Annotated in this window: 8 protein-coding genes; 6 read left to right on the top strand and 2 right to left on the bottom strand. The window is 46.6% G+C overall.

Annotation, left to right across the window (positions count from 1 at the left end):
- Positions 1–160 precede the first annotated feature (160 nt).
- On the top strand, positions 161–1228 hold the full coding sequence (locus AABK39_RS23025; RefSeq protein WP_338395360.1) for an aldose epimerase family protein: 1068 nt from the start codon (positions 161–163) through the stop codon (positions 1226–1228).
- Between the two features lie 160 nt (positions 1229–1388).
- On the opposite strand, the gene acs is transcribed toward AABK39_RS23025, so the two are convergent.
- Positions 1389–3368, bottom strand: a complete 1980-nt coding sequence (acs, locus tag AABK39_RS23020; RefSeq protein WP_338395359.1) for an acetate--CoA ligase — start codon at positions 3366–3368, stop codon at positions 1389–1391.
- A 933-nt stretch (positions 3369–4301) separates the two neighbouring features.
- On the opposite strand from acs, the gene AABK39_RS23015 reads away from it, so the two are divergent.
- The 5 genes from AABK39_RS23015 to AABK39_RS22995 all read left to right on the top strand — a co-directional run bounded on the left by AABK39_RS23015 (position 4302) and on the right by AABK39_RS22995 (position 13522).
- Positions 4302–5663, top strand: a complete 1362-nt coding sequence (locus AABK39_RS23015; protein WP_338395358.1) for a replication initiation protein — start codon at positions 4302–4304, stop codon at positions 5661–5663.
- Between the two features lie 274 nt (positions 5664–5937).
- Positions 5938–9189: a S41 family peptidase gene (locus tag AABK39_RS23010; RefSeq protein ID WP_338395357.1), complete on the top strand. Its 3252-nt coding sequence runs from the start codon at positions 5938–5940 to the stop codon at positions 9187–9189.
- A gap of 392 nt (positions 9190–9581) precedes the next feature.
- Positions 9582–10526: an AAA family ATPase gene (locus AABK39_RS23005; protein WP_338395356.1), complete on the top strand. Its 945-nt coding sequence runs from the start codon at positions 9582–9584 to the stop codon at positions 10524–10526.
- The gene (locus tag AABK39_RS23000) at positions 10519–11379 is read left to right on the top strand and encodes a ParB N-terminal domain-containing protein (RefSeq protein ID WP_338395355.1); all 861 of its coding nucleotides are present in this window, start codon (positions 10519–10521) and stop codon (positions 11377–11379) included. The genes AABK39_RS23005 and AABK39_RS23000 overlap by 8 nt, the downstream gene beginning before the upstream one ends.
- 67 nt (positions 11380–11446) lie before the next feature.
- Positions 11447–13522, top strand: coding sequence for a dipeptidyl-peptidase 3 family protein (locus AABK39_RS22995; protein WP_338395354.1), 2076 nt, complete (start codon positions 11447–11449; stop codon positions 13520–13522).
- Positions 13523–13629: 107 nt separating this feature from the next.
- On the opposite strand, the gene AABK39_RS22990 is transcribed toward AABK39_RS22995, so the two are convergent.
- Positions 13630–13998 carry a PKD domain-containing protein gene (locus tag AABK39_RS22990; protein ID WP_338395353.1) on the bottom strand — a complete coding sequence of 123 codons (369 nt, stop codon included), beginning with the start codon at positions 13996–13998 and terminating at the stop codon, positions 13630–13632.
- Positions 13999–14217 lie beyond the last annotated feature (219 nt).

Genomic DNA, 14217 nt, shown 5'->3' with positions numbered 1-14217 from the left:
ATATCCTCATGCAGTCTTTTTACGCTTTACTATTTACTTTGTACTGCTTATTTCGTTTTCCCTTTTATTGCTTCAATAGATTTTTAGCCTGGCCAATGCCGGGCATCGCTGTTTTTGCGGACCAGTCCGCGACAGACTTTCAAGCACACACCGATTCTCCATGAAAATTGAACAAAGAAGTTTCGGCACTTTACCGAACGGCCAAGAGACCACGCTATACACACTGACAAACGACAAGGGCATGACCGTCAAAGTCACCGACTTCGGCGCTACCTTGGCCGATATCCAGGTGCCGGACAAAGCCGGCAACTCGGAAAGCGTAATCCTCGGTTTTGACGAATGCGGCGGATACGCGCAAGAACAAGCCTACATCGGTGCGACCGTGGGGCGCTACGCCAACCGCATCGAACACGGAAAATTCAGCGTGGACGGACAGGAATACCAACTCCCCGTCAACAACGGCGAAAATCACCTGCACGGTGGCCCCGAAGCGATGGACAAAACCCTTTGGAAACTTGCCGGCACAAGCACCACCGACACCGAGGCCAAAGTGACTTTCCGCACTTCAAGTCCTGACGGTTTCAACGGTTACCCCGGCAATCTTGAGGTTTCCGTGTCTTTTGTTCTCGACAATGAGAACCGCCTCAATATCCGGTACCATGCGACAACGGACAAAGACACCATCATAAACCTCACAAATCACTCGTATTTCAATCTTTCGGGGAATCTGAGGGATAACTGCCTTAAGCACGAGATAAAGCTTCAGGCGGGCAAATATACGCCAATCAAGGCCAATATGATCCCGACAGGCGAGTTGGCGGACGTGGATGACTCTCCTTTCGATTTCAAGAGCTTTGAAACCATCGGGGCAAAAATGAATTTCGACCACGAGCAGATCGACTTGGCTTTGGGCTTCGACCACAATTTCGTGTTGAACAACAAGGGCGGAAACGAGCCGACATTGAGCGCCGAGGCCGTAGATCATGCGTCAGGTCGCGTAATGCGCCTTTACTCTACGCAACCGGGTATGCAGTTCTATACCGGAAATTATCTGGACGGAGGTTATATGGGGAAAGAAGGCCGGATTTACGAAAAATATGACGGCTTCTGCTTTGAAACCCAGGCGTTTCCAGATTCGCCGAACCAAGAGCATTTTCCGTCTCCTTTGCTAAAAGCTGGAGAAGCTTATGAGCATTCGGCCATTTTCGAATTCGGATTGGTTGATTAATGATCGGTTGCATCGGTATTAAGTATTTGGTATAAAGTTTAAGTACAAGAATCTAAGACGCAAAAGAAAAGGACGCCCGGTTGGCGTCCTTTTTTAGTTAACCGATATTCAACAAACATCCTCCTGTCAAGGAAGACTACAGAGTCTTTTTAAAAGGGACTTAATGATCGATAGTCTCGACATGGTCCGCCCCAGAAATAATCTCCTCTACAACTTTCGGGTCGAGCAGAGTCGATGTGTCGCCGAGATTGCTGATTTCGCCTTCGGCGACTTTTCGGAGGATCCTACGCATGATTTTTCCAGAACGAGTTTTTGGAAGTCCCCGCACAAACTGAATCTTTTCGGGACGGGCAATCTTGCCGATCTCTTCCACCACCGTCTCAGTGATTTCGGCTTTCAGGATTTCCTCGTCGGCGCCACCGTCTTGGCAAATGACGTAAGCGTAAATCCCTTGGCCTTTGATCGGATGCGGATACCCCACGACAGCGGATTCCACAACCTTTTCATTTTGGTTAATGGCGTTTTCGATTTCGGCTGTCCCGAAGCGGTGTCCCGAAACGTTGATCACATCATCTACCCTACCGATGATCCGATACATTCCGTCTTTGTCCCGGCGGGCTCCGTCACCAGTAAAATAGTATCCTTTGAACGCACTAAAATAAGTCTTTTGACAACGCTCATGGTCGCCATAAGTAGTCCTGAGCATTGACGGCCAAGGGTGTTTGATCGCCAAATAGCCTTCGACATCGTCTTCTTGGATTTCATTGCCGTCACCGTCAAGCAACACAGGCTGGACTCCCGGCATTGGATATCCCGCAAAAGTCGGTTTAAGAGGCGTCGCGTTTCCGATTCCCGAGATCATCACGCCTCCGGTTTCTGTTTGCCACCAAGTGTCAACTAGCGGACAACGCTCTTTGCCTACGTGAATATGATACCAGTTCCAAGCCTCGGCGTTTATTGGCTCACCCACAGACCCTATCACGCGTAGCGAATCAAGACTGTATGACAAAACGTGATCTATCTTGTGAGCCATCAGAGAACGGATGGCCGTCGGTGCCGTATAGAACTGGTTTACCCCATACTTGTCCACCACTTGCCAAAAACGGCCCGGATCAGGCCACGTTGGCACCCCCTCGAACATCATGGTCGTGGCCCCGTTAAGCAACGGCCCGTAAACTATATACGAGTGTCCCGTTATCCAACCAATATCCGCCGTGCACCAATATATGTCGCTTTCGCGATAGTCGAATACATTGCGGAAAGTGTAACCGGTATAGACCATATAACCGCCACAGGTATGCACAACGCCTTTCGGCTTTCCTGTAGAACCTGAAGTATAAAGGATAAAAAGCATATCCTCGGCATCCATCGGCTCGGGAGGGCAATCGCGGTCAGCTTCTTTTATTTCGTCATCCCACCAAACGTCCCGGTCTTCCACCATATTCGGCAGCCAGCCTACGCGTTCTTTCACGATCACTCGCTCCACGCATTCGCACGATTCCAAAGCCTCGTCCACGACACGCTTTACGGGAATCTCCTTGGCGCCTCGGAAAAGTCCGTCACTGGTTATCACGAGTTTACATTGGGCGTCATTAATCCTGTCGGCAAGAGCGTGCGCCGAAAAGCCGGCGAATACCACCGAATGTACGGCACCTATTCTTGCGCAAGCAATAACGGCTACGGCCAGTTCGGGAATCATCGGCATGTAGATGCATACACGGTCCCCTTTGCTTACACCGTTTTTCTTTAGCACATTGGCGAAACGGCAAACTTGTTCGTGAAGCTCCTTGTAAGTCAGTCTTACAAATTTTTCTTTCGGATCGTTAGGCTCCCAGATCAGGGCGAGTTTGTTTCCCCTTTCTTTCAAATGCCTATCGAGCATATTTTCCGTTATGTTGAGCTTCGCCCCGCTGTACCATTTTATTGATGGTTCGTCGAAATTCCAGTCCAAAACCTTATCCCAAGGTTGTTGCCATTGGTATTCTTGGGCAATTTCTTCCCAAAAACCCTCCGGATCGCGAGTGCTGTGGTCATAAGCCTCACGATAGTCCTCAAAGGTCCTGATCGTTTTCATTTGTTGTTCTTTAAGAGTGTGTAGATTGGTTGTTTGATTGTTTTTGACAAAAGTAAATTTCGCCAATTTTTAATTTTAAGAAATTAAAATAGGAATATCAAAATATTTCCAAATCAATGCGTGTTTTAATGTTCTGTTTTCGGAAATCCGGAATTTTAAAGGCTCCTTTTTGAAAAAGTTGACGATTATACTTAACCCCTAGTTTTTTGTGCAAATGAATCTTGCATAAGATGCATTTCGGAAATTTTGGTTTGAAAAAGCCAATGGAAGGAGTTAATAAATCATTAGTAACAACTGCATAAACTAAGGCAATAGTTGATGTGGGCTTTAATTCTAGTTTTGCTCATCGTTCCAACAATTTTTAATAATTCATATATGGCAACTCTCTTTAGTTGTTTTAATTATTTTTAATGTTTTATATGTTTTCGGGGTCAAAAAAATACCTGTAAGTACTTAGTATTCAGTATGTTAAATCGTTAAATTTTTCTTAATCACTAATGAATTATTAAAATAGCATCAATGAGTTATTAAAACACCACTAACGAGTTATTAAAACACCACCAATAAGATATTAAAATAGCATCAATGAGTTATTAAAAACACCAATGGATTATTAACTATCACTAATGAGTTATTAAAAACACTAACGGATTATTAAAAATATAGGACCTGTATTACCCTCTTAGCTTGTAAAAGCCTTACGGAAGCCGTTGTAGATGGATTCAATCGGTGAGTTTTGGTGGCTAAAAACGATCAAACACCAATAGGATATTAAAAATCGGGCCTCTAACACCAATAAGATATTAAAAATATTGGCCGAGATGGCGATTATCAGCTTTTGGGCCTCCAAATAGCCGAATAGAGGACTTTTGTTGGAATATCGCTGGTTTATCACTAATGAATTATTAATTTTAGTCTTGTAATCACCAACGGATTATTAAAATAGCGACTGCTAACACCAACGGATTATTAAAATTTTCCGGATCAAACTGACGGTATATGTCTGAAGAAGGTATTGATTTTCAGGGGTTTAAGATTGTTAAGGAACGTGAGGTCGAACAGGTCGGTGCCAGAAGGGTTTTTAAGTCCAACCGAATGGTGGAGTCCCGGCAGCGTTTTTCGCTTATTCAGCAACGGGCCATCATTATAGCGATTTCCCAAATCAAGCGGGAAGACCAGAAGATGGGCTCCTACAAAATCAACCTTTCGGACGTATTGGCTTTGCCTCCCGGCAAAAAGATCAGCGGTGCGCAGTATAAACAGGTGCGGGAAGAGTTGATGAAACTGACCAAGACCTCCATAGACCTTATTAAGAACGACAAGGCTTGGAAGAGTTACGGCTTTATTTCCAGCGTGGAGAAAAAGGAATGGGCGAATTATGTCAATATCCGCTTCAACGAGGAGATCAAACCTTTCCTGCTAAACCTGAAAGACCAGTACACAAGTTATTTCGTAAAAAGCGTCGAAGAATTCAGAAAGACGCATAGCATCAGGATCTATGAGTTGTGCAAGCAATATCTGACCATTGGCCACAGGAAGCTTGGTTTTGAGTTTTTGCTTGATATGCTTTATCTCAAAAACTCAAAGAGCTATAAGCAATACTACATTTTCAACAGTTCGGTCTTGAAGCCTTGCGTAAAAGAGATCAACGAGACCTCGGACATTTATATTGAATACGAACCGGTACGCTCGGGACGGAAAGTCACGGATATTTTGTTCCGCTTCAAGGCGAAATCCAGCGAACGTAAAATTGAGGCTACTCCGCGAAAAGAGTCGGAAGAAAAGCCGAAACTTCGTTCTGACGCTGAAAAGGCGAGCTTGGCGCAGAGAATTCTACCGGAAGCGGGTTATCAACGTTTGGTAGGCCAATACGGAAAAGACAAAGTGGATTACGCTATCGAAATGATCAGTGCCCGCAAAGAGATCACCAACCCGAGAGGTTACCTGATCAAAGCCTTGCGCGAAGGGTATTTCGATTTGCAGTTTGTTCGCGAAAAGGATGTTTCCGAGAAACGGGTGAAAGCAGAAGCGCAACGAAAAGAGCGGGAAGACCGTAAAGTGACTAAAGACAAGATTAGCGCAGAGTACGATAAATTCCGTAGGGAATTGCTGACAAGATATTTCGAAAACTCTTCGGAGGAAGATCTCGAAGAATTCCTCTTCGAACACGAGATCAGCAACAATTCCCAAGAGAGAAAATACGTAAAGGAATTTGCTTCGGGGAAGCCGTCGGGGCTGGCCAAGAACTTTTTCGCCTCGTGGCTGGTATCCAACTACGGCAGCGACGAAGACCGCACATTTCTTTCGGTGGAATTGTACGCCAAATCCAAATACGATTTTGAGTGGAAGGATCCCGACTGATTCGGCTCCTTCCCTACCCTTTTTTATGTATGCATTGCCAGATTTAGGCATGACGATGAGAATGTAGATCTCGATTATCCGCATCGATTCATCCCGAATACCAAATCATTCCCCTCCCCTATACAGTGATTTTTTCAAGGAGTGACCATATCCTTTAGTTTTTTAAAAACACGGATTTTACCGTTTATATAATTGATTGGGTGATCTTAGAGAAAATATCTCTTTATTCACAAAAAAATAACATGCGTAATACGTACCACCTTCACTCTTCATTATGAGAAAGACTTTTAGATTCTTATTGGCCTTCGCCCTGATGGCGGTGGTTTCCGACTCTTTTGCGGGAGAAATTATCCGATGGTTGAGGTATCCGGCCATTTCCCCGGACGGCAAGCAAGTGGTTTTTTCTTACCAAGGGGACTTGTATATGGTTCCTACTTCTGGCGGAGAAGCGCAAGCCCTTACACGCCACAAAGCCTATGACCATTCGCCGGTTTGGTCTCCTGACGGAAAATCCTTGGCATTCGCTTCGGACCGTCACGGAAATTTCGACATTTTCAGAATAGACTTGACCACTGGCCAGACTACCCGGTTGACTTATCATTCGTCAAGCGATACCCCGGCTTCGTTTACCGCCGACGGCTCCAGAGTCCTGTTTCAGGCCAGCCGTATGGATACCCAACAAGCTCATTTATTTCCTTCGGGAGTACTGTCTGAGCTATATAGCGTACCTGTTTCGGGTGGTCGGGTTGAGCGTATACTGACTACTCCGGCCTTAAAGGCTCAGTATTCCCCTGACGGAAGCAAGATCATCTACTACGACAGGAAAGGATACGAAAACGCATTTCGTAAACACCACAAGTCGTCTGTAACCCGCGATGTCTGGGTATATGATGTTGCGTCCAAAAAGCACAAAAAACTTACGGACTTTGAAGGCGAAGACCGCGATCCTGTATGGGACGGCGACGGATCGTTTTTTTTCCTGAGTGAAAGCGACGGCAACTTTAACGTTTACAAGTCGAACATTTCTGGAGGAACGCCGAAACAGGTTTCCAGCTTTGACAAACATCCGGTTCGCTACCTCACCCGTGCCAACGACGGTACTCTTTGTTACGCTTTCCACGGTGATCTGTACACGCAGAAAGAGGGTGGGCAACCCAAAAAAATCGAAGTTACGGCCCGTCTGGACCGGGTTGCTAACGATATCGTTTATCGTCCCGTTTCTGGCGGAGCTTCGGAATTCGCCCTTTCGCCGAATGGCAAAGAAATCGCTTTCGTTTCCCGTGGCGAGGTTTACGTGACTTCGAAAGATTATTCGACAACCAAACGTATCACAAACACTCCGGAACAAGAGCGTTCGGTAAGTTTTAGCCCTGACGGAAAAAAACTCCTTTACGCAGGGGAGAAAAACGGTAGCTGGAACTTGTACGAGGCGTCGATCAAGCGTGATGGCGAGAAGTATTTCTACAACGCCACATTGATTAAGGAGACTCCTTTGCTGGTAAGCGAGGACGAGACCTTCCAACCCTCCTACTCGCCCGATGGTAAAGAGGTCGCTTTTCTTTCGGAAAGAACGACGTTGAAAGTCATCAATCTCAAGTCGAAAAAAGTGCGGACCGTTTTGGCCGGAGACAGAAACTATTCTTATGCGGACGGCGATCAGCATTACGCCTGGTCTCCCGACAGTAAATGGTTTCTGGTTCAATTCCTGATCGACGGTCGTTGGCAATCAAATGCGGGGCTTCTTGCCGCCGATGGAAAGTCCGGACCTATTGACTTGACAAAAAGCGGTTATTCCGATTCTTCCCCGAAATGGACGATGGACGGAAAAGCCATGATATGGTTCACCGACCGTAACGGTTACCGCTCGCACGGTAGCTGGGGCTCTCAGAGCGACGCTTACGCCATGTTCTTTGACCAGGACGCTTATGACAAGTTCCGGATGAGCAAAGAGGAATACGAGCTCGCCAAAGAAGCGGAAAAGGATAGCAAAAAAGGCAAGAAAGAAGCGAAGAAGGAAGAAAAAGACAAGAAGAAAGAGGAAGCCGGAAAAACGGTTAAGAAAAAGGAAAAGACCCTTAAGCTTGATATTGAAGGAACGGAAAACCGAATTGCGAGGCTTACCTCCCACTCTTCTCGTTTGGCCGACGCTTTGTTGACTAAAGACGGAAAAACGCTTTACTATCTCACGTCATTCGAAGGCGGTTTTGATTTGTGGAAACACGATCTCAAGTCAAGAAGCACCAAGTTGCTGACCAAGCTTAAGTCGGGCTATTCGAAAATGGTTTTTGACAAAGGTGAAAAGAATATCTACTTTATCTCTGGCGGAAGAATCAAGAGTGTAGCCGTTCCTTCCGGTCGTCAGAAGACAATCAGCTTCCGTTCGGAAATGGAATGGAATCCAGCGGCCGAGCGCGAATACATGTACGAGCATGCTTGGCGCCAGTTCCGTGAGAAATTCTACAAGACGGATCTTCACGGCGTGGATTGGGATTTCTACAAAGCCGAATACGCTCAATTCCTCCCTTATATCAATAACAATTACGACTTCGCCGACCTTCTTTCAGAATTGCTTGGCGAGGCCAACGCGTCCCACACAGGTTCGGGTTACCGCTCTTATAGCTCCAATGGCGACAGAACGGCTTCGTTGGGTGTTTTCTACGACGAATCGTTCGAAGGTGACGGCTTGAAAATCGCCGAGGTGCTTGACAAGAGCCCTGTTTTGAAAAAAGACTCTAAGATCGAGGCGGGCGTTATCATCACTTCAATCGACGGAAAACCTATTTTGGCGAATGCCAATTACAATGAGTTGCTTAATCGCAAAGTGGGTAAAACCGTATTGCTTGGCTTGAAAAAAGGAGGTAAAACTTGGGAAGAGAAAGTGAAGCCTGTTTCTACAGGTATGGAGAACCAGCTTCTTTACGAGCGTTGGGTGAAAAACAACCGCGCCAAGGTTGACAAGCTTTCTGGCGGGCGCATAGGTTATGTACATGTGCGTGGTATGAACAGTTCAAGCTTCCGCGAAGTGTATTCCGAGTTGCTCGGGCGTTACAATACCAAAGAGGCCGTGATAGTGGATACCAGATTTAACGGAGGCGGTTGGTTGCACGACGATCTCGCCACTTTGCTTTCGGGCAAACGTTATTTGAACTTCAGCCCGCGTGGCCAAGACAATATGGGCGGCGATCCGCTTGGGCGTTGGACTAAGCCTTCTTGCATTCTGGTTGGCGAGTCCAATTATTCCGATGCGCACATGTTCCCTTATGTTTACAAGACATTGGGAATTGGAAAAGTGATCGGTATGCCGGTTCCGGGAACAGCCACGGCCGTATGGTGGGAATCAATGATCGATAAGTCGATCTATTTCGGAATTCCGCAGATCGGGATGAAAACTCTCGACGGACAATTCCTCGAAAACAACCAGCTTGAGCCGGATGTGAAAGTGTCGAACGATCCGGAGTCAGTAGCCAATGGCGAAGACAAACAGATCCAGACTGCGGTACAGGAGCTGTTGAAAGACTTGAAGTAATCAGCCAAGAGTTTTCTAATATTTAAAGGCGGGATCAATCCCGCCTTTTTTTGTATGTCCTATTTTTTCGAAAGGACAAATTGTCCTATGGATAAATGTTTGCTGTCCTCTTGTATCGAAGGGACAAATTGTCCTCTGGATTCATCATTGACTTTTTCTCAAACCGAAAGGACAAATTGTCCCTTGGATAAGGGTTTATTGTCCTCCCGTTTCGAAAGGACAAATTGTCCTTTGGACTTCTATATTCTTGTTAAAGATCACATATGACTCTATAATCAGACAAAAACAAAAAAAATGTCTTACGTAAGGGACTTAATCTTGTTTGATATGTCTTTATTTTTTGATAAAAAGATTATCTTAGTCTCATAAATAAGCCAAAAGAGATTTTTACGATGCTTAATAACGACAAAGTCATTGCTTTTTTCCAGCGTAACCCCGCCCTGTCTATCAGCATGATTGAAAAGGAGGCCGGACTGCCGATGTCCTTGCTTTCGAAAGTGCTCCGGGGCGAGCGGAAACTCAATGACGATCACCTCAAAAAGATCCGTCCCGTGCTCGTAAAGTACGGCTATAACAACAAGATTGTCTCCGAAGGGACAAAAGTGATCGCAGTGCTCAACCATAAGGGGGGCGTAGGCAAAACCACGACAACCTTTAATCTGGGTAAGGCGCTTTCGCTTCACGAGCGGAAAGTCCTGATTGTCGATCTTGATCCGCAAGGTAACCTCACCCAGTGCACTGGCAACGAAGAACCGGAAAAACAGCTTCACCACGCTTTTGGCGGTGAGGATTTGCCGGTATTGGAATTGGCGGAAAACTTCCACCTTGTTCCCGCCGGAATCGAGCTGAGTAGTCTTGAACTCGAAATGCAGTCCAGCATCAACGGCTATTTCAAGTTGCAGGAGGTCCTCGACCCTATCAAGCACAATTACGATTATGTCCTGATCGACTGCCCTCCTTCGCTCGGCATCCTGACTACAAACGCCCTTATCGCCTCAGATTCGGCTTTGATAGTGGTACAGTCGCATTACTTGGCCACAAAAGGTTTGGGCAATATCATCGAGATGATCGACCAGCTTCAGACACGCCTGAACCCGGAGCTTAAGGTCGAAGGTATGTTGCTCACGATGGTTGACAAACGAACGGTAATCAGTCAGACAATTATCGATTTCGTGAAGGAAAACTACCCTTACTACCGAGTTTTCGATTCCTTGATCCGCCAGAATGTGGCTTTGATCGAGGCTTCTTCACAGCACATGGATGTGATCAGCTACGACAACAAGTCCATAGGCGCCCGTGATTATTTGGATTTCTGTAAAGAAGTAATGAATGGCTAAGAAAATCATTATCCCCGCCGTAAAGAGCGCCGCTAACCAGAAGCTCCAGCAAGATCAGGCGATAAAGGACAACATCCGGATTATCGACGAACTCCGTGACCTTATCCCGCCCTTGCAAGGCGAAGAGTTCCGCCAGCTGCAGGACAATATCCTGAAGCAAGGTTGTCGCGAGCCGATTCTTCTTTGGCGTAACGGAACGGATTACGTCCTTGTGGACGGCCACAACCGTTACCGCATTTGTACGGAGAATAATATCAAATTCGATTTCCGTCTTCTTCATTTTGAGGATATCGGCAAGGCCAAGCATTGGATGATCGAAAACCAACTCGGTCGCCGGAACCTAACCCCGGAGCAGGCGAGTTATCTGCGAGGTTTGCGTTACGAATCCGAGAAGATGGACAACCGCGGATATGGCCAAGTAGAATCCAAAGGACAAAATGTCCTTTCGACTTCGGAACGGATAGCTAAGGAATATAACGTATCCGAAAAGACCATTAAGCGCGACGCCAAATTTGCCCGCGGTCTGGACGCTGTCGGTAGCAAGAATCCGGAATTGAAGCGTGACTTGTTAGCCGGTGACGTGAAAGCCCGCAAAGCCGATATCCAGAAATTGGCCGACGTGCCCGCCGAAGAGATCGGAGTGATCGACAAGCCGGAGGATATTGCGAAAGCCGTAACCAAATCGTCGCCCAAGACGGACACCGCACCCAGTGATCCGAAAAAGGAGGCGTTTGTCCACCACCGAAAAGAAATCCTTAGGGCGTTGGAGCTTGTGGGAAAGAAAATGGACGCTCCTTCGTATGATAATTTGATAGCTAAACTTGACGAGCTGAAAGCTATTTTAGAAATTTAGGAAAATGACAACGAGAAGGGGAAATACAGTTTCCTTCTCGCTTTTTTACACAAACAAATTGTCTAACATGAATAATATTGCCAAATGGCTTCTTTCGGCCGGCGTACTGGCCTCGGCCACGATGGCTTGCCAGCCGAATCAGGAGAAAAAAGAGGCTTCTGTAGCCAAGGAAGTGGCCACGGCTTTCCAAGTTAAGGCCGACCGTTTCGCCGATCTTCAGATTCTCCGTTATCAGGTGCCCGGCTTCGACCAACTCGATGCCAAGGACAAGGAATTTCTGTACTACATGTCACAGGCAGCCCTTAGCGGACGTGACATTATCTGGGACCAGAACTACAAGTACAACTTGACTGTCCGTCGTACCATCGAAGCCATTGTGGACACATACAAAGGCGACCGCTCGGCCAAAGATTTCGCCGACTTTATGGTATATGCCAAGAGGGTTTGGTTCTCTAACGGTATCCACCACCATTATTCGAACAACAAAATCCTTCCGAAATTCAGCTCCGATTTTTTGGCAACGCTGATCGAAGGGGCTGACAAAGCCAAATTGCCATTGGCCGAAGGCCAGTCTGTAAAGGATTTTGTGAAATTCATCTCGCCGATCATTACCGACGCCAGCGTTGCTCCAAAGAAGGTAAGCCTTGATCCGGACAAGGACTTGCTGAAAGCCTCGGCCAATAACCTTTACGAAAACGTAAGCCAAGCCGAAGCCGAAGCCTATTACGAGTCGATCAAAGACAAGTCTACCCACCATCCGGTGATGTACGGCCTGAACTCGAAGGTGATTAAGGAAAACGGTAAAGTGATCGAGAAAGTCTACAAAGTGGGAGGCATGTACTCGGACGCTATCGAGAAAATCGTTTACTGGCTTGAGAAAGCGAAGGGAGTGAGCCAAGACGCCCAACAGCAGAAGACCCTCGGCTTGCTCATCGACTATTACAAGACCGGCGACTTGAAGAAATTCGACGAGTATTGCATAGAGTGGGTAAAAGACACCAATACGAATTACGATGCCATCAATGGCTTTATCGAAGTGTATGGTGACGCTATGGGCTATAAGGGCGCTTTTGAGTCTGTGGTACAGATGAAAGACCTTGAGGCTTCTGCGCGTTTGGAATCCGTAGCCAAAGAAGCGCAGTGGTTCGAAGACCACTCGCCGATTATGGACGAGCACAAGAAGAAAAACGTAAAAGGGGTTTCTTACAAAGTGGTGACCGTAGTGATAGAAGGTGGCGACGCTACTCCTTCTACGCCAATCGGCATTAACTTGCCTAACTCGAACTGGATTCGCGCCGAGCACGGCTCCAAGTCGGTATCCTTGGGTAATATCAAAGACGCTTACAACGCAGCCTCGGGAGGCTCTACGCTCAAGGAATTCTGCTTTACAGATGAGGAAGTGGCTAGAGCCAAAAAGCACGGTGTATTGTCCGGAAAGTTGCACACCGCTTTGCATGAAGTAATCGGTCACGCTTCGGGTAAGCTGAACAAAGGCATTGGCACACCGAAAGAGACTCTGAAAAGCTACGCTTCGGCTATTGAGGAAGGCCGTGCCGACTTGGTGGGCTTGTACTTCATTATGGACCAGAAGCTCGTGGATATGGGCATTATGCCTTCTCTGGACGTAGCCAAGGCCCAGTACGAAGGCTATATCCGTAACGGTATGATGTTGCAGCTCCGTCGTCTGGAGCCGGGAGAGATCATCGAGGAAGCGCATATGCGTAACCGCGCTTTGGTGGCCCGCTGGTGCTACGAAAAAGGGCAGAAGGAGAACGTGATCGAGAAAGTGGTAAAAGACGGCAAAACCTTCTTCGTTATCCGCGATTACGAAAAGCTCCGTGGCCTCTTCGGCGACTTGCTCCGCGAGTTGCAGCGTATCAAGTCTGAGGGAGATTATGATGAGGCCCGTCGTTTGATGGAAACTTACGGTGTAAAAGTGGATCCGGAACTGCACAAAGAGGTGGTATCACGCTACGCCCAGTTTGATTCGGCTCCGTACTCAGGCTTTATCCAGCCGGAATACACACCTGTAGTAGGCGACAACGGTGAGATCAAGGACGTAAAAGTCTCTTACCCGACAGATTTTGCCAAGCAAATGATGAAATACGGTAAAGATTACTCATTCTTGCCGAACGTGAACTAATAAGCTTTGGCATATAATATTAAAAAGGCGAAAACAGGATTCCGTTTTCGCCTTTTCTGTATCTAACCGAAGATACTACGGTATAGCCTACAGGTTCAGAAGTATCCTTATTTGGGCTGTACCGTTACGTCTTTGGTCATTGACTTGGTACATTCGTCACCATTGTCCAGCTTACCTTTTACATACAGCGTTACTTGGTAAATGCCCGCTTTGGCGTACTCGTGAGTTACTTTTTCTCCACTTCCGTCCGCTGTTCCGTCCCCAAACTTCCATGTATAGGAAATAATGTTTGGACTTACGTTGGAAGTATACCTGAAGTCTACAGTAATCGGTACGGAAGATCCGGTAACCTCCCATTCAAAGTTGGCTCCGAAATCCGCTACCAAACAATCGGTAATATCGTCCGTAGTCTTTTTGCAGGACGAAATTGGTAAAGCCAAAATAACGGCAAAAACCAACAGCCACAATTTCCTCATCACAATCCCTTTTGGTTCAACACTGAAAAGTTAACCGCAGAGTGGGGCGGAGGTTTGGAATTAGGCGAGAATGAAAACCTATGTGATATAAGCCCATCCAGTAAAATAGCTTATGCTTCGGGAGCTAAAGGGTTAACTTGTTGGTTTATTTTAGATCATCCTCGAGCAGTCTCTTTACGCTTTACCATTTACTTTGTACTACTTATTTCGGATAGCTTT

Origin of the sequence: Fulvitalea axinellae, from assembly GCF_036492835.1 — a bacterium.
In the GTDB taxonomy this organism is placed as follows: domain Bacteria; phylum Bacteroidota; class Bacteroidia; order Cytophagales; family Cyclobacteriaceae; genus Fulvitalea; species Fulvitalea axinellae.
The sequence above is the reverse complement of the archived record's forward strand: the minus strand, read 5'-3'. Positions and strand labels throughout refer to the sequence as shown.